Origin of the sequence: Natrialba magadii ATCC 43099, from assembly GCF_000025625.1 — an archaeon.
In the GTDB taxonomy this organism is placed as follows: Archaea; Halobacteriota; Halobacteria; order Halobacteriales; family Natrialbaceae; genus Natrialba; species Natrialba magadii.
This window is the reverse complement of the sequence record NC_013922.1, coordinates 515,657-530,874: the sequence shown is the minus strand read 5'-3', so window position 1 is coordinate 530,874 and position 15,218 is coordinate 515,657. Positions and strand designations below refer to the sequence as shown.

Genomic DNA, 15,218 nt, shown 5'->3' with positions numbered 1-15,218 from the left:
CGTCACGTGGAGTCGCAACTGGTGGTAGCGGCGACCGACTCAAAGCGCAGCTTCGAAAATTTCCTCGAGAGCAGCCTGATCGACACGGCGCGGGTTTCCGACGAGTAATCGTTCGATATCGGTCGTCTTCTCGGCCAGGTGCGGGATGTCGTCTTCTGCCACCCCGAGTTCTGAGAGTCCGTCGGGAAGGCCGATATCGGAACTGAGCGCTTCGACGGCAGCCCCGGCCCGGTCGGCAGCGTCCCGGTCACTCATCCCGTCGGTGTTCTCGCCGAGCAGTTCGGCGATATGTGCGTAGCGTTCGAACGCACTCGAGGCGTTGTAGCGCATCACGTGCGGGAGCAAGACGGCGACGGTGACGCCGTGTGGTGTGTGATTCTCACCGGCGACAGGGTAGGCCATCGCGTGAGTCGCCCCGAGACCCGCGTTGGTGAACGCGATGCCGGCGAGGAGACTGCCGAGCGATAGCGCCCGCCGGGCCTCCACGTCGACACCGTTGTCGACTGCCCGACGCAAGTTCTGTCCGATCAGATCGATCGCTTTCTCGGCGTAGAGATCGGTCACTGGCGTCCGGCCGCCGTAATCGGGCCGCTGCCCGGCGCTGTCGGGGTCAGCCTTTGCGTCGTAGCGCCGGGTCGTGTACGCTTCGATCGCGTGAGTGAGTGCATCCATTCCCGAGGCTGCGGTGATCGCCGGCGGGAGCGAGACGGTCACTAGCGGATCGACAACTGCCAGCTCCGGGTAGAGATGCCGGCTCGAGATGCCCACCTTCAGTTCCCGGTCCGGGAGCGAGACGACGACCGCTGGCGAACTCTCGGAACCAGTCCCTGCGGTCGTCGGAACGGCAATGACGGTCGTCTCGGACGCAGGGACCGGTTCTCCCTCACCGATTGGTGGGGCGACGTACTCGAGTACGTCCTGATCGGAACCGGCGAGTGCACCGGCCGCTTTTGCGACGTCGAGTGAGCTTCCGCCACCGATTCCGACCACGGCGTCGGGGTCGTGGCTGGCAACCGTGGCTATCGCAGCTCTGTAGATCTCGACGTCGGGGTCGGGTTCGACGCCGTCGAAGACGGTGACCGTGATTGTGTCGGGCACCGACTCGAGTGCGTCGTCGACGATGCCGGCGTCTCGGAGTTCCGTATCCGTGACGACGACGAGGCTGTTGATCGCTCTCGCTTCCAGTTCGGAACCCAGTTCGTCGAGCGCTCCCGTGCCGAATTTGATTCGATCTGTAATCGCAAATTCCCAGACTGACTCGGCTGTGTGCATAGGGGGAGACTGTCACGCATCCAGTTAATCGTGTGGCAACGCGTAATCGTCCCGTGTGGCTGCAGAGGTGTCCAATCGGCGTGCTGGACGGTGGGTCGAGAGCACGGGGTATTACCACGAACAGCGCGACAGTGAGTGGTGCTCGTCGATCACGCTTCGTTTTCGAACCAGTGTGTTGCGGTCTCGATCGTTTCTTCCAACGAGTCCGCAACGGCGTACTGTTCTGTAATCTCGTATCCGCGTTCGGTTCCGTACCCGACCGTGATACCGTACTCGTCGAAATTGCTTCGTATCGTGACCGCTGCCGCAGGTTCGCCCGCTTCGAACCCGCCTCGTTTGGCAGTGCTATCGGGTAGGCCCTCGAGTTCCGTCCCAAACGTGACCATGATGTGCTCGATTTCCGCAGCTTCGAGCCAGTCTCGCATGATGTTTACATCATCGAAGCCGTGGTCGTTGAGCGCTTCGACGAGATCAGTTAGTTTGTCATCAAATGGGTTCTCGCCATCTTCTGCTTGATTTTTCGTTGGCATCCCTCCGTCTTAGGAGGTATTGTCAGTATTAATAGATCCACCATGTCGAGGTCACGAGGGCCGGTACTCGAGTTGCGGGTTCGGACTGGGTGGCATGCGGGCGATGTGGGGGTGTGAGTGTCCGGCGTGAGACGGTGGGCGTGCCAGTCGGAGTGGTTGCCGTCGGTTGGTGTCTGGCGCGTGGGTGGTGGTTTCGGTGGTCGGTCGCCACGGCGCACCGAGTAGCCAGTCAGATCGACGGCGACGGCGACGGCGACAGTGATGGCGATGGCAATGGCAATGGCAATGACAGTCGAATCGGGAACGCCACCCCCAGGTGTCGCCACCCCGAGACTGCCAGCACCGCGACTGCCACACTGACAGCACGTCGCCACCGACACACACCAGCACTCACGCCCATACCCACCCAGTGGCCCGCCGCAACTCGAGTCACGTCCACTCGAATCGACCCGCCTCGAGTTACCTGACGTCAAATCCCGCCGGGTTACGTCGGGTCGGGTTGCTCGATTTTAGCGTCGGTCGACTGTGAGGGTCGAGTGGGAGATGTGTGGGTACTCGAGTGGAGGAGATTATTGGGTTTGTGAGGTGTTTTGGGTGCTGGTGGTGCCGGTGGTGTTGGTGGTGCCGGTGCTGGTATTGCTGGTGTTGGTGTTGCCGGTGCTGGTGTTACTGGTGTTGTTAGGAGAACCGCCACCGGCTTCAGAGTTGGAATCGGACTGTGAGCCTTCTCGAGTGGTGTGTCGCCGGTCTTGGGCTCGGCGAGCGAAGCCAGGCGAGACGCGACAGCCGCAGGGGCCGGCGATGGCTTCCGTGGGGCTGGTCATACTGGTTCGCGTGACGGGGTGGTCACAGCGGGGACAGTTGGGCAGCGAGGTGGTGTCTGGGTCGGGGGTGTAGTCGGGGTCGAGGCCGAGGGCGACTCTGAGGTCGCGAGTGGTGTTGAGTTGGTTGCTGGAGTCAGCAGATTCGTTGGTGGCTACGTTGTGGCCGTTTCTGGCGTCGTCGGTAGCGGGATCACCGTTGGTGGTGGCTGTGTCAGCGTTAGAAACAGTGTCAGTGTCCTTCCCACCATCAGCCTCGGATCCGGCGTTCGAATCGTCGTCACTCACGCAGATCAGCTCCGAGGCGGTGAGAGAATCGCAGTCCAGCGGGTAGTTGGACGCTTCGTGGCGGGTGTCGTGCGGGACGTTTATATCCCAGTCGGATGTATGGAATCATGGCTTCAACGCGAGCTGCGTTTGGAAGCCACGTCTCGGGTGTGCCAGCACCCGGGGCACTTTCGTACCCCGTTGTGGCTTCCGCTCTAATTGTTGACTTGTAGTGACTTATCTCTACCGTTGAATAGTAAGAAGAGTGTTGCTACTGTGTGTTGGGGTTGTGCTTGTACGTTGGACTGAGAACAGCCCAGACCGAAGTCGTGGAAGAGTGCGCAGAATGAGGCCCCAGGACACGTACTAACATCCCCGCACATACCCTCAAGACGCCACATCTCCGTACTCACGACGAGACACCTTCTGGAATCAACGGCTGCGGCGCTCGTAAGAACATCGTCGAAAAGCTTGACACCTCATCCTCAGTCGTGCACCAGCACGTCTAGCACGTCCGTCCCCTCGCGCTCCATCGCCGCCGACACCGCGTCCTCGATTTCGTCGGGCGTCTCCACGAGTTCCGCCCGCGCCCCGTGGCTCTTGGCGTTCCGGACGATATCTACCGGCGGCTCGAAGTCCATCCCGACGAAGTCGTACTCCTCCTCTTCGCCGCCGAGCAGTCCCAGCGTGTTGTCCTTGAGAATCCGATAGTTTCGGTTGTCCGAGACCACCACCGTCAGATCGAGGTCGTGTCTCGCCGCGCTGTAAATCGAGTGCGGATAGTAGAGGTACGAGCCATCGCCGATGAAGCCCACGACCTCCCGTGGCTCATCGCGCTGGCCCTCCGCCACAGCAGCCCCGACGGCCGCAGGCAATCCGTAGCCCAGCCCGCCGCCCTTGTTCGAGATGTACTGCTCCGGCGCGAGCTCCCAGCGAGTCAGCATGGCGTACTTCGAGGTCACTCCCTCGTCGACGATGTAGGCGTCACCGGCCGCCCGCTCTAGCTCGTCGACCAGTTCGGCCTTCGACGCCCGCGGGTCGTCTTCCGCGTCGCCGTCGCCCATCTGGGCCATCTTGGCGTCGACCATCTCCTTGACTGCGGCGACCGACTCGAGTCGCTCCGAAACTGTCTCCTCGGAGACCTTCGACGAGACGCGCTCGTCGAGTTCCTGTAGTGCCAGCCCGGGGTCGCCGATAACCGCCGCGTCCGCTGTCTGGTTCTTCCCGAGTTGCCAGGCATCGTCGCCGACGTGGATACATGTCGTCTCCGGATCGACCAGCGTCTCCTCGTAGCGCGTCAGCGTCGTGTTCGTCGAACAGCCCACGAACGCGATCGTATCCGTGTCCATCAGCATCGACGCCAGGCTGTCGTTCGGCGGGATGTAGGACACCCACTGCTCGTGATCTGTCGGGAAGTCGACCTCGCAGGCCAGAATCTCCCCGTGGACGCGCGCCCCCGTCGTCTCCGCGAGGTCGACCGCCGCCGCGACCGCGTCCGCTCCCGAGCGCGCGATGTGATCGCCGACGACCAGCACCGGGTCGTCCGCCTCGGCCAGCAACTCGGCGGCGTGCTCGAGTTGCGCCGGATCGCCGCTCCCACCGTTCGGGATCGGCCCCAGCCGTTCGGGCTCGGCGTCCGTCTCGGCGAGCATCACGTCGAGCGGTAGCCCGAGGAAGACGGGGCCGGTCGGCGGCGTCATCGCAACGCGGAACGCCCGCCGAAGCATCGTCGGCAGTGCCTCGACGTCGAGCACCTCGTCGGACCACTTGCAGAACTGGTCGGCCATTTCGGTCAGGTCGCCCGAGAGAATCGGCTCCTCGTGTCGGAAGTCCGTGCTGTGGTTGCCCGCCGTCACGACCAGCGGCGCGCCGGTGATGCTCGCGGCATAGAGATTCCCCAGCCCGTGGGCCAGCCCGGGTGCGATGTGCAGATTCACTACACCGACCGGCAGAATCGACTCGTCATGATGAGAATGGTATCGCCGCGTCTGGGCGTAGCCGCCGGCCATCCCCACAGCGACGTCCTCGTGCAATCCGAGGATGTACTCGAGTTCGCTCTGACTGACGGCGTCCATGAGCGGCAGTTCGGTCGTGCCGGGGTTCCCAAAGAGGTAGTCGACGCCGTACTGTTCGAGGGCGTCGACGAAGAGGTCGGAACCGGTGTACTTGGTTGTGTCTGTCATGGTCGCTCGTGGTACGGGACGCCACATCAAACTGTGTGTTCCGGTCGTTCCGGCCTCGCGGTGCCGCACATTGGAGTTCGCGATTCTGACAGTGCAGACTAGCTGATCTATCGGTGCTTTCCAGTTTGCCCATCTTGTCTGCTTCCCCATCTTGCCTGCCCATCCTCCGTCGTTCTACGCAGCCAATCCCCGTTCTACGCAGCCAATGTATCTCATCCAACGCGTGCGCTCACAGCCGGTGTGACGCCGGGCCGGGTATTATAGGGCCGTTCGGTGTCCCTCATGCCATGGCCCTCGCGAGACGCGGTGCCGGTGCCGAGGCGACGACGCGAGCGTATCTGTCGCAGGTGCACCCAGTGTTCATGTTGCCGCCGCTGGCTGCGTCGCTGTTCGGTGCGCTGCTCGCGACGACCGTCGACCCGGTGCTCGCAGCGATCCACGTCGTTGCGATGTTCGCCGCGGTCTACACAGCCCACATCAAGGATGGCTACGTCGACTTCTACGTTCGCGACGAGGACGACGACCACCCGCTCACCGAGCGGGGCTGTCGGTTCGGTCTCGCCCTCTCGACGACGGTTTTCGCTCTCTGCTGTCTCCTGCTGGCGTTGCTGGTCAACTGGATCGCCGTCGCTCTGACGGTGCCGACGTGGCTCATCGCCTACCAACACGCGCCCCAGTTGGATATGAACCCGGTGACGGCGACGACGGGCTACCCGCTCGGTATCGCGCTGTCACTGCTCGGGGGCTTCTACGTTCAGGCGACGACAATCGCGGCCGTCCCCCTCGGCTTCGCGCTCGTCTTCCTCCTGCTGCTCTCAGGAATCAAGGTAATCGACGACGCACAGGACTACGACTACGATCGGTCGATCGAGAAGCGGACTGTCGCAGTAACCCTCGGCCCACAGCGGGCGTACACGGTCGCCTACGGGTTGATGGCGACAGCACTGCTCGTCGTCGTCGGATTCGTCGTCACACAACACTTTCCACCGACAGCAGTGGTTGCAGGACTCGCGTTCGCCGTGGTCGCCATGATCGCTGCACGAGCACCGCCAGATCTCGCAACGATGCTCCTCATTCGCGGCTCGTACGTCTTTCTGGCGGTGCTCGTGGCCGCCGTCTGGTTCGAACCGCTCACCGGCTTTCTTTGACGTTTAGATGTAGCCAGCCAGCATTGCGAGCCACAGAATCCACGAGATCACGTTCGCCAGTCCAAACGCTGCGAAGAGAAGTCCGAACCAGCGCCGGCTCATTACGTCAGTCAGTTTGTAGCCGCTGTAGGCCGTGATCAGCCCGAGAATCGGAATGAACATCGAGACGATTGCAGACCCGATCGCTCCCCAGAGGTGAACCGCGCTCTCTTCTCTCGCTCGTCCAAGGTCTTCTCGCAGCGTTGGTCGTTGTGTTTCCATCCTCCCGAATCAGGGTAACGGCTGGACGGCCTTAAGCTGACTGATTAGTCAGTCAGTGTTCTGAGAACGTTGTATTGTCTGCCAACAACCCGGGAACGGGGAGTGGCGAATTCGAGTACCGAGAAGATCGCGGAATATATGTGCCTCTCCTGAACACATTGAAAATATGTCACCCGTAACTATCGCCAACGCCGTGCTTGCCCTCCTGCTGGTGTTCGCGCCGGCGTTCTGGCTCGCATCTCGCCGTGCGTTGCACTCGTCGACCCCGACGCGCTGGATCCATCGACTGCTCGTCGCACTGTGGGGCGTCGCCGTGCTCACGTACGCGACCCTGTTTACGCTTGGCCACGGGCTGGTCGTACGAACGACACTCGCAGCGGCGACGCCGATCTCCGACAGCTCACTCGCCGCCGAGTTCGTCGTCCAGCTTACGGCCGCGCTCACTACTGCGGCCGTGACCCTCGCTGTCTACGCGACGCTCGTGCCGGCGATCCGAGACGTCCAGGAGATCGACCTCCCGATGAGAACCGCGCTTCGAAGCCTCGGTCGGTACGCCCTCGCGCTCAGTGTCCTGTTCGCGGCGGTGCTCGCCCTTCTCATCCGGGCACTCGCTGAGGGCGGCCCCACGGTGTACTGGCTGCTCCTGCTCGGGGCGATGGTCGCGCTCGCACTCGCCAACCCGGTACTGGCCCACGTCTTTCGAGACACCCGCGAGCCAACACCGGCCGAGCGCGAACGCCTCCGCGAACGGTGTGACCGCAGCGGCCTCTCGGCCTCGTCCATCGTGATCCTCGACGACATGCCCGAGACGGCAGAAATCCACGTCTACGGCGTTCCCAGCCGTCGACAGCTATTCGTCACCGAACGCGTGCTGGAGGCGTTCGACGACGAGACACTCGATGCGATCTTCGCGGTTCACGCCGGCAAGCGACGGGCTCACTACCGCGGCTACGCAGTGTATTCCCTACTCGGCTATCTCGCACTTGGCGTCGGTGTGTTACTCTTCGGCTCCGGGACGCTCGTCACTCTCTTTATCCTCCTCGTCGTGGTGCTTGCCCTGCCCACGCTCTGGGCCGCCCGGCGGGCGTTCTACCGCGCTGACGACTACGCAGCGGCTGTGGTCGGGCGGGACGAACTCGTCCGCGCACTCGAGTACGCCGCCGAAGAACAGAACCTCGAACTCGTCGATGGTGGCCGCTGGGTCGTGTTCAAGAGTCGGCCGCCGCTCGGGCGTCGGCTTGCTCGGTTGCGGAAGAAGAGTACGAGAAGTGAGGAGATCGCGTCTAGTCCGAGCTAACTCCGTCTATATGTAGCCGAACTCGTAGGCAGCACCCATGAGGCCGAAGATGGTGACAGCGATGAGGCTGACCACGTAGTAGATGACCCACGTCCGCGAGGGCTGGAACTCCTCGGGCAGATTTTCTTTGACGACGTACCAGTTCGCCGGGTAGAACAGGATCTCGGTGACTGCGAGGATCGCCGAGATCCAGATGAGGAACGTGACCGGAACGGCACCGAGCGTGAGTACGATCCCGCAGCTGACGGCCACGATACCGACCACGACGAGTTTCCGAATCCGCTCGCTGTCGAGGTCGTCGCGCTCGAGTGCCATCGGGAGCACGTCGCCCGTTGCACGGGCTGCGCCGTCGAGGAGCGTGATGACGGTCGAGTAGAGCGCGGCGAACGCACCGAGAATCATCGCGTAGTAGGACCACTCGCCGAAGGACTGGCTCAGGATGTTGCCGATCGTGACGGCGAGATCAGCGTCCTCGGGCGGGTTCGGATAGAGGACGTTCGAGGCGAGAATCACCATCGCGACGATCAGCGCGAAGCTGAACGCGTAGCCGATGTTGAAGTCACGGCGACCGGTCTGGATCCACGCACGGATGTAGTCGTGATAGCGCTCGTCGTTCGGGTCGAGGTCGCGCTCACGGAGTTCGCCAGCCCCCTCGCCCTTGGCCATGCTCCAGCTGCCGATGAGGACGCTGGTACTGAAGCCAGTCGGTGCGAAGCCGGCCGCCGCGGCGAACAGGCCGATGAACAGCGGTCCGGTGATGTCCGGTGCGGTGAACGTCGTGGCGGCGACGACCTCACCCGACGGCGGACCGACGAGCACGCCGAGGACGACGAGGAATCCCAGCGCGACCGTAAAGCCGATGAGGATCTTCTCGAGTAAGCTGTAGCGCGTCAACAAGACGAGTACGCCGGCGAAACCGACGAAGAGGACGAACGCCTGCTGGAACGACAGCGGCGTCATCGCCTGGACGAACGAGGCAGTGCTCATCCCGACTGCGGCGGTGATTCCGGTGTACATGATGGTGAAGACGCCCACCGTGAACCACTGCATCCAGTTTTTCGGACCCGGAAGCTGATCGTAGGCTTCGACCGGGTTGCCCCCGACGCCGTAGTTGTACCGGATACCAAGCTCCCAGCCACCATACTTCGCGAGGTAGATGATCGCGAACATCCAGATAGCGAAGAGGCCGAACGTCCCGCCGAGCGTCGGTGCGAGGACGATGTGGCTGCCACCAATGCTGATCAGCGCCCAGAGCATCGACGGACCGAAGTGATCAGTAAAGAAGTCCCGCCAGTTGCGCGAGGGATAGGTGAGATCGTCGCTCTCGACATCCATACCCGTCGCTGAACCCGATCCCTGTCCCGGCCCTGGTCCTGGATCCGGTCCCGTCTCAGTACTCACAGCGCTCACCACGTGTTACGGTCCGACACTGTTGTGTCGTGTTCGGTGTCACCGCCACTCACCCCAAAATGTACGATTGTCAATACCCATCACGGTTTCTCGTCAGAGGATTCGCGACTCGTCACTTATAGGTACGGATTTGTTCCTGAATGTTCAGAATTGGCTACTATTGAGGGTCGGTGACGACTGGGACGCCACGGGTTGCGACATCGACGACAAACGCCTCTTCGTCGGCCGCGATCGCGTCGAACGTGTCGTAATGGACCGGCAGAACCAGATCCGGGGTAAGTCGCTCTGCCAGCGTCGCGGCCTCGTGGCGATCCATCGTCGTTCCGCCGCCGATTGGTGGCAAGAAGAGGTCAACGACGAGATCCTCGTGCGCTGCCAGCGCGTCAGTATCGCCCGGCCAGAAGGCCGTCACGCCGTCGACGGTGACGAGAAAGCCACAGCCCTCTCCCTCGGGGTGATAGGGTCGGCCCTGCTCGTCGGTGTGTGGCCCGTCCGGTTCGTTGTACGCCGGCGTCGTCGAGAGATCAAGCGGCCCCAGAATAAACGACTCGTTCGCCCCCACACGTTCGACCTCATACGGCAGCGCTTCCGGCTGTTCGTCGGTCCACTCGAGTACCTCGGCGTCGACGGATTCGTGGACGATAACGATCGCATCCTCGTGGGCGACGCGGCGAATCGAGTCGGGGTCGTAGTGGTCGCCGTGGGAGACGAGCACGAGATCACCGTCTCGTGGCTCGTAAGTGTCGAGTACTCCGTAGTGTTCGGGCCCCGGATCGGTGTAGATCACGGTCCCCGTTTGCCCCTCGAGGCGGACGGTTGCGAGACCGAGCCAATCGACGGTGAGCGCACTGAATCGAACGGTCATAGCCGATCATTTACGCGCATCGTCGAAAAGTATTCGACCATGTAGTCCCCTCCTACAGGGGTGCGTAACTCGACATCGACACCGGGTAGAGAGAACTCGGATGTGTTGCCATCTTGGATACTTGTGTAGCTCAGCGGACCGACGCTAACGGACATGATTAATGAGTATATATCCGAAACGCATATAAACAGAAACCCGATTAGTTTATAAATCGGACGAAACATTTATATGCCTTACGACCTAACTATATGTTAGCCGAGGCGACCGGGTTTCTTCTGGTTACCCCACCCGGGAGCCCCGAGTAACCAACCCGATACACCATGACTGATACAAACCTTCGAACCTACTCGAGCGAGCGTACCGAGGAGCGAACGGAAACCGAACAGGAGGAGACAGCCCGCTCCGAGGAGCGCGAGCAGTGCCCGGAGTGTGGTGGTCGGCTCATCTCGGACGACGAACACGCAGAGACGGTCTGTCAGGACTGTGGTCTGGTCGTCGAAGAGGACGAGATCGACCGCGGCCCCGAGTGGCGCGCCTTCGACGCCGCCGAGAAAGACCAGAAGTCCCGCGTCGGCGCACCAACGACAAACATGATGCACGACCAGGGCCTGTCGACAAACATCGGCTGGCAGGACAAGGACGCCTACGGCAAGTCCCTTTCCAGCCGCCAGCGCCAGAAGATGCAGCGTCTTCGCACCTGGAACGAGCGCTTCCGCACCCGCGACTCGAAGGAGCGCAACCTGAAGCAGGCACTCGGTGAAATCGACCGGATGGCCTCCGCGCTCGGACTGCCGGAGAACGTCCGCGAAACCGCGTCGGTCATCTACCGCCGCGCACTCGAGGAGGACCTGCTTCCAGGGCGGTCCATCGAGGGCGTCGCGACGTCGTCGCTGTACGCTGCGGCCCGGCAGGCCGGCACGCCGCGCAGCCTCGACGAAATCTCGGCCGTCAGCCGTGTCGACAAGATGGAGCTCACCCGCACGTACCGCTACATCATCCGCGAACTCGGACTCGAGGTCAAGCCCGCTGATCCGGAACACTACGTCCCCCGGTTCGTCAGCGACCTCGACCTCTCGGACGAGACCGAGCGGATGGCCCGCGAACTACTCGAGTCGGCTCGCCAGGAAGGCGTCCACAGCGGCAAGTCGCCGGTCGGCCTCGCCGCAGCAGGCGTCTACGCGGCCGCACTGCTGACCAACGAGAAGGTGACCCAGAACGAGGTCAGCGAGGTTGCAAGCATCTCCGAGGTCACGATCCGAAACCGCTACAAGGAGCTGCTCGAAGCCTCGGACACCGCTGCACCGGCCTAAGCCTAAGCGATTCACCGACGGTAACGGTGGCGATGACGACGACGTCCATGACGCCGCCGGCGACGTCGCTTACAACTGCATGCACGACTGTGTGCGTGTTCTTCGCCTGCGTCATTCCTGCCGACTCGTCTATTACGTGTCTCAAATCCAGTAACAACTGCATACCAGCCGAGACAAGCTTTTTCACACATGGTGTGTACTAGCGTGACATGGACGAGACGACCGTGCAACTATTGTGTCCTGAGTGTGCAAAAGATTGGCAGACTTCACCTGGCTCACTTCCTTCCTCGACGGAAATGTTCCACTGTCCAAACTGTCACGCCTCCCGACGCACGGCCGAGTTTATGCGAACCGATCGTGACCTTCAGAATCTCAAACAGCTAGGGTGATCCGTTTCCACCGAAAACGCTTCAGATGCGACGAACAGATGATTCTGTCGGCCGAACAGTGCAGCCGTAACAGCAGCTTTCGGACGCCACAGCCGAACCAACGAAATGTTGTGAACTGTTTCAGCTCCCTAGGTGCTGTTTTCGAATAGTGTCTCTAACTGATTTTCACGTCTGTTGAGTCAGGACCCATGGTAACGCGACTCAAGATAATAATATAACCCTGCAGTGGATAGGATTGCATGGTTATGAAGAAACAGGAGCTCATTCACCTTCACGGCCTTCTTGCGGAGGTATCGAACCAGTGCGCAGAGTGGGATAACTGCGAAATTGACCTCGACGAATACGAATCGCTTGGTATTCGACCGACATCAATTCACAAATCGAAAACCGATCACAAGGCTGCTGTTTTTGCACTCGCCGGCGGAATCACGATGAACATGCGCGAGGGCGAACAGGAAGCCGTCGCCGCTACCGCAGACTAAGTCGCACGAAGTCTCCTCTCAGGTACACAAGCATGCTACTGGCGAGACTTGATCTCAGGCCAGCTGCCCTCCGCTGGTGTGGAACTCGAGTCCCCCCTTCGTTAGCATGGATCTGCCTCAGTTCATCTCGCTCTGTTCGGAGTCAGACGCTCGGTTTTGAACTCGGCTGAACGAACTGTCAACCGCTGATCGCTGGATGACTGCCTCGACAGCCGCCTCTTGACGCCCGAGATTCGGATTTGCGTCCTGTTTCCGGCAACCGGGAGAACGCCGAAAGTGCCCTGAACTGTGATCGACTGTTGTGATAGGAACTGCTTACCGACCCAGTGGAGCACACTGGCAGGCTTCGCTCCGGCGCACCTGCGCCACACTATTTGGCTGCACTGGCTATCAGCATGAACAGAGCATCTGGCCAGGTCCGTAAGGATCTGTTACTCGACTAGATCCTCAAACTCAGGGAGAATTTCTTCGTCGGTTTGCTCGTCTGTGTCGTCGTCGACTCGCGTGTTTTCGCCCCCGTCAGTTTCGTCTCCGTTGCTGGACGACTCCGATTCTGTGTCCGTTTCTGACGGCTCCGTGTCACGTCCGTCCGCGTCGTCATTGTCGACCGTGGTGTCGTCAGCGTCAGCATCCGCCGCATCGTCTGTCGCTTCATCGTCAGCTTCTTCCTCGCCCTCATCCTCATCCTCGATAACCTCCACCTGCTCGACCTCAAGTGGAATGTTCTCGAGTCGCTGTCCGATCTCCTTTCGGGCGATCCGGGAGGCGTGTTCCTCGCGCTCGACGTTGAATACGGTCATCTCGAGTTCGAGTGCGACGAGCGCCTCGTCGGCTGCGATGAACGCAGGTGGTAACTCTTCACCGGACGGGGACGTCCGTTCGCCCATGTTGATCTCGACGTAATTTAGGTCAGGGTTCAGCATCTCGCCCGTCTTCGAGATGGCGATGCGAATCGCCTCATCTTCTGTCTCGACGTCGAATACCGGCACTGCAGCTTCGACGACAACCCTGCAGTTCATACACACACATTGTGTCGCATGCAGTATGAAGGTTCGCCCCGGTAACACACAGCGCGAGGTGGCCTGAGGAGGCAGAGACGCCAGTCCGAAAGGCCCAAGCCGACGCCCCCGTAGGGATCACCGAATGGAAACGGGGACGATCCGCCTCGAGGACCTCTCCGGCGGGCTCGATCTGTATCGGACGCTCGAAAGCGGCCAGACATACCTCTGGCGGCGCGCAGACGGCGAAATGTACAGCGGGACGCCCGCCCCCGGTGAGTGGTACGTCACCGTCGTCGACGGCGACGTGATCCGCGCGCGGACAGTCGACGGGGTACTCGAGTGGCAGTCCACGACGGACGCCGAGTCGACTATTCGACGCCTCCTTCGTCTGGACGACGATCTAGAGGCGATCGTCGACGCCGCACCCGACGACCCGCTGTTAGACGAGGCCTACGAGGCCCACCGTGGGATGCGTCTCGTCACGGACCCCTCGTTTGGGACGCTCATCTCGTTCATCTGCTCGGCCCAGATGCGCGTCAGCCGCATCCACTCGATGGTCTCGACACTCGCGCGGGAGTATGGCAACGAGGTCTCCCTGAACGGCGACACATATCACGCCTTCCCGACGCCCGACCAACTCGCGAGCGCAACCGAAGCCGAACTCCGTGACCTTGGCCTCGGCTACCGCGCCCCCTACGTCGTCCGAACCGCCGAGATGGTCGCCAGCGGCGAGGCCCACCCTGACGACGCACGGCCACTCGAGTACGAAGCCGCCCGCGAGCACCTCTGTCAGTTCGTCGGCGTCGGTGACAAGGTGGCCGACTGCGTGCTCTTGTTTGCACTCGAGTTCGACGAGGCGGTGCCCCTCGACACCTGGCTCAAGACGGCGATCGAGGAGCACTATCCCCACTGTGACTGTGGCTCGTACACCGAAACGTCGCGAGCGCTCCGCAAGGAGTTCGGCGACGAGTACGCGGGCTATGCACAGACGTACGTCTTTCATCACCTGCGGACTGGCGACTGAGGCGGGCCGTCGAAACGAGTCGTCGTTCAGTCCAGCACTGTCTCCCACGTTCCCGGCGACAGCAGCGACGCTCCTGTACTGGCCCCTATATCGGCCGTCAACACAGTTCAAAAGATTAAACTTTTGTGCATGCAACTATCACGTCATGGAAACCGCCCGTCGGTCCGCCGTCAGCGCGTTCGTCCTCGGCGGTGCTGTGAGCGCAGCGGTGCTTTCGTGGTACGCCGCCGGGTTGAACTACCCGCTGATCGCGTTCGAGCACCCAGTCCAGTTGCTGCCGAGTGCGGTCTTTTTCGCTCTCGGTGGGCTGCCGGCATTCCTTCTCGTTCGGAACCGAGTGCTCACGCCAGCAGTCGTCGCTGTGTTGACTATCGGCGTCTGGGTCTGGTCAGAGGCGGATCCAGGCCCTGGTGACCCACTTATCGGGTTCGTCTTTGTGACGGCACCGACCGGACTCGCACTGATGCTGGTGAGTGCCTGGATCGAACTGTGGATCCGTCGCCGTCTGACTGCCTGAACTCGAGTTCGGTCCAGACTCTCACTCTCTCACTCTCTCCGCTCGTGATGATCGATCCAGCCAACGGAACTCGCCGGGCACTTATTTGTAGTATTACTGCCACTAGATGCGTATGAACGGCCCCGCAGCTGCCATCCTGCTCTCCAGCGCCATCTTCGTCGGCGGACTCGGTATCGCGATCAAATACTTCGGACACACCGAACTCATCGCCGGCTACGACCCCGACACCGTCACCGACGAGGCGGGACTCGCCTCGTTCGTCGGCACGAACATCCTCGTCATCGCTGGGCTGTTGCTCGCGCTCGCGGTACTCGAGTTCACCCAGCCGGCAGACGGTGCAGCAACCGACGCTGCCTGGATCGGGTTTCTGATCGTGGTGTTCGCGCTCACGGGCTGGCTGATCGTTGGGTCGCGGCGATTCGAGCGTGGGGAGTAAGCCGG

Annotated in this window: 16 protein-coding genes; 8 read left to right on the top strand and 8 right to left on the bottom strand. The window is 61.6% G+C overall.

The features are described from left to right. Positions 1-39: 39 nt before the first annotated feature. From NMAG_RS02515 to NMAG_RS02500, 4 genes are all read right to left on the bottom strand, one after another. Entirely contained in the window at positions 40-1,272 is a 1,233-nt protein-coding gene (locus NMAG_RS02515) for a hydroxyacid-oxoacid transhydrogenase (RefSeq protein ID WP_004214123.1), read from the bottom strand. Positions 1,273-1,421: 149 nt separating this feature from the next. Beyond that, complete coding sequence (locus NMAG_RS02510) at positions 1,422-1,802, bottom strand: hypothetical protein (protein WP_004214122.1); 381 nt, start codon at positions 1,800-1,802, stop codon at positions 1,422-1,424. A 569-nt stretch (positions 1,803-2,371) separates the two neighbouring features. Next, positions 2,372-2,911, bottom strand: coding sequence for a hypothetical protein (locus tag NMAG_RS02505; RefSeq protein WP_004214121.1), 540 nt, complete (start codon positions 2,909-2,911; stop codon positions 2,372-2,374). Positions 2,912-3,375: 464 nt separating this feature from the next. Then, complete coding sequence (locus tag NMAG_RS02500) at positions 3,376-5,073, bottom strand: thiamine pyrophosphate-binding protein (RefSeq protein ID WP_004214120.1); 1,698 nt, start codon at positions 5,071-5,073, stop codon at positions 3,376-3,378. A 287-nt stretch (positions 5,074-5,360) separates the two neighbouring features. Here NMAG_RS02500 and NMAG_RS02495 point away from each other — a divergent pair, with 287 nt between their 5' ends. Beyond that, positions 5,361-6,221 (top strand): UbiA family prenyltransferase, encoded by an 861-nt coding sequence (locus NMAG_RS02495; RefSeq protein ID WP_012996370.1) that lies wholly within the window; start codon positions 5,361-5,363, stop codon positions 6,219-6,221. 3 nt (positions 6,222-6,224) lie between these two features. On the opposite strand, the gene NMAG_RS02490 is transcribed toward NMAG_RS02495, so the two are convergent. Beyond that, positions 6,225-6,482, bottom strand: a complete 258-nt coding sequence (locus NMAG_RS02490; protein ID WP_004214113.1) for a hypothetical protein — start codon at positions 6,480-6,482, stop codon at positions 6,225-6,227. A gap of 166 nt (positions 6,483-6,648) precedes the next feature. Between NMAG_RS02490 and NMAG_RS02485 the strand changes: the two genes are divergently transcribed. Beyond that, on the top strand, positions 6,649-7,779 hold the full coding sequence (locus tag NMAG_RS02485; RefSeq protein ID WP_004214112.1) for a M48 family metalloprotease: 1,131 nt from the start codon (positions 6,649-6,651) through the stop codon (positions 7,777-7,779). Between the two features lie 6 nt (positions 7,780-7,785). On the opposite strand, the gene NMAG_RS02480 is transcribed toward NMAG_RS02485, so the two are convergent. Both NMAG_RS02480 and NMAG_RS02475 read right to left on the bottom strand, forming a co-directional pair. Beyond that, on the bottom strand, positions 7,786-9,114 hold the full coding sequence (locus tag NMAG_RS02480; protein ID WP_004214111.1) for an Nramp family divalent metal transporter: 1,329 nt from the start codon (positions 9,112-9,114) through the stop codon (positions 7,786-7,788). A gap of 232 nt (positions 9,115-9,346) precedes the next feature. Then, positions 9,347-10,054, bottom strand: coding sequence for an MBL fold metallo-hydrolase (locus NMAG_RS02475; RefSeq protein ID WP_004214110.1), 708 nt, complete (start codon positions 10,052-10,054; stop codon positions 9,347-9,349). A 320-nt stretch (positions 10,055-10,374) separates the two neighbouring features. On the opposite strand from NMAG_RS02475, the gene NMAG_RS02465 reads away from it, so the two are divergent. From NMAG_RS02465 to NMAG_RS02460, 3 genes are all read left to right on the top strand, one after another. Further along, positions 10,375-11,364: a transcription initiation factor IIB gene (locus tag NMAG_RS02465; protein ID WP_004214109.1), complete on the top strand. Its 990-nt coding sequence runs from the start codon at positions 10,375-10,377 to the stop codon at positions 11,362-11,364. Positions 11,365-11,573: 209 nt separating this feature from the next. Then, positions 11,574-11,753 (top strand): DUF7836 family putative zinc-binding protein, encoded by a 180-nt coding sequence (locus NMAG_RS22360; protein ID WP_012996368.1) that lies wholly within the window; start codon positions 11,574-11,576, stop codon positions 11,751-11,753. Positions 11,754-11,998: 245 nt separating this feature from the next. Continuing rightward, the gene (locus tag NMAG_RS02460) at positions 11,999-12,235 is read left to right on the top strand and encodes a UPF0058 family protein (protein ID WP_004214107.1); all 237 of its coding nucleotides are present in this window, start codon (positions 11,999-12,001) and stop codon (positions 12,233-12,235) included. A gap of 431 nt (positions 12,236-12,666) precedes the next feature. Here the strand turns inward: NMAG_RS02460 and NMAG_RS02455 are convergent, their stop codons facing one another. After that, positions 12,667-13,254 carry a DUF555 domain-containing protein gene (locus NMAG_RS02455; protein ID WP_004214106.1) on the bottom strand — a complete coding sequence of 196 codons (588 nt, stop codon included), beginning with the start codon at positions 13,252-13,254 and terminating at the stop codon, positions 12,667-12,669. 124 nt (positions 13,255-13,378) lie between these two features. On the opposite strand from NMAG_RS02455, the gene NMAG_RS02450 reads away from it, so the two are divergent. The 3 genes from NMAG_RS02450 (at position 13,379) to NMAG_RS02440 (ending at position 15,213) form a co-directional block, all read left to right on the top strand. Beyond that, positions 13,379-14,260 (top strand): DNA-3-methyladenine glycosylase family protein, encoded by an 882-nt coding sequence (locus NMAG_RS02450; protein WP_004214105.1) that lies wholly within the window; start codon positions 13,379-13,381, stop codon positions 14,258-14,260. 145 nt (positions 14,261-14,405) lie between these two features. After that, positions 14,406-14,777 carry a hypothetical protein gene (locus tag NMAG_RS02445; protein ID WP_004214104.1) on the top strand — a complete coding sequence of 124 codons (372 nt, stop codon included), beginning with the start codon at positions 14,406-14,408 and terminating at the stop codon, positions 14,775-14,777. Positions 14,778-14,889: 112 nt separating this feature from the next. Then, the gene (locus tag NMAG_RS02440; protein WP_004214103.1) at positions 14,890-15,213 is read left to right on the top strand and encodes a DUF3784 domain-containing protein; all 324 of its coding nucleotides are present in this window, start codon (positions 14,890-14,892) and stop codon (positions 15,211-15,213) included. The last annotated feature ends 5 nt before the right edge of the window (positions 15,214-15,218 follow it).

Bases quoted from the DNA above. Each gene is read 5' to 3' on its own strand.
- NMAG_RS02515 (WP_004214123.1), bottom strand. From the start codon at position 1,272: ATGCACACAGCCGAGTCAGTCTGGGAATTTGCGATTACAGATCGAATC.
- NMAG_RS02510 (WP_004214122.1), bottom strand. From the start codon at position 1,802: ATGCCAACGAAAAATCAAGCAGAAGATGGCGAGAACCCATTTGATGAC.
- NMAG_RS02500 (WP_004214120.1), bottom strand. From the start codon at position 5,073: ATGACAGACACAACCAAGTACACCGGTTCCGACCTCTTCGTCGACGCC.
- NMAG_RS02495 (WP_012996370.1), top strand. From the start codon at position 5,361: ATGGCCCTCGCGAGACGCGGTGCCGGTGCCGAGGCGACGACGCGAGCG.
- NMAG_RS02490 (WP_004214113.1), bottom strand. From the start codon at position 6,482: ATGGAAACACAACGACCAACGCTGCGAGAAGACCTTGGACGAGCGAGA.
- NMAG_RS02485 (WP_004214112.1), top strand. From the start codon at position 6,649: ATGTCACCCGTAACTATCGCCAACGCCGTGCTTGCCCTCCTGCTGGTG.
- NMAG_RS02480 (WP_004214111.1), bottom strand. From the start codon at position 9,114: ATGGATGTCGAGAGCGACGATCTCACCTATCCCTCGCGCAACTGGCGG.
- NMAG_RS02475 (WP_004214110.1), bottom strand. From the start codon at position 10,054: ATGACCGTTCGATTCAGTGCGCTCACCGTCGATTGGCTCGGTCTCGCA.
- NMAG_RS02465 (WP_004214109.1), top strand. From the start codon at position 10,375: ATGACTGATACAAACCTTCGAACCTACTCGAGCGAGCGTACCGAGGAG.
- NMAG_RS22360 (WP_012996368.1), top strand. From the start codon at position 11,574: ATGGACGAGACGACCGTGCAACTATTGTGTCCTGAGTGTGCAAAAGAT.
- NMAG_RS02460 (WP_004214107.1), top strand. From the start codon at position 11,999: ATGAAGAAACAGGAGCTCATTCACCTTCACGGCCTTCTTGCGGAGGTA.
- NMAG_RS02455 (WP_004214106.1), bottom strand. From the start codon at position 13,254: ATGAACTGCAGGGTTGTCGTCGAAGCTGCAGTGCCGGTATTCGACGTC.
- NMAG_RS02450 (WP_004214105.1), top strand. From the start codon at position 13,379: ATGGAAACGGGGACGATCCGCCTCGAGGACCTCTCCGGCGGGCTCGAT.
- NMAG_RS02445 (WP_004214104.1), top strand. From the start codon at position 14,406: ATGGAAACCGCCCGTCGGTCCGCCGTCAGCGCGTTCGTCCTCGGCGGT.
- NMAG_RS02440 (WP_004214103.1), top strand. From the start codon at position 14,890: ATGAACGGCCCCGCAGCTGCCATCCTGCTCTCCAGCGCCATCTTCGTC.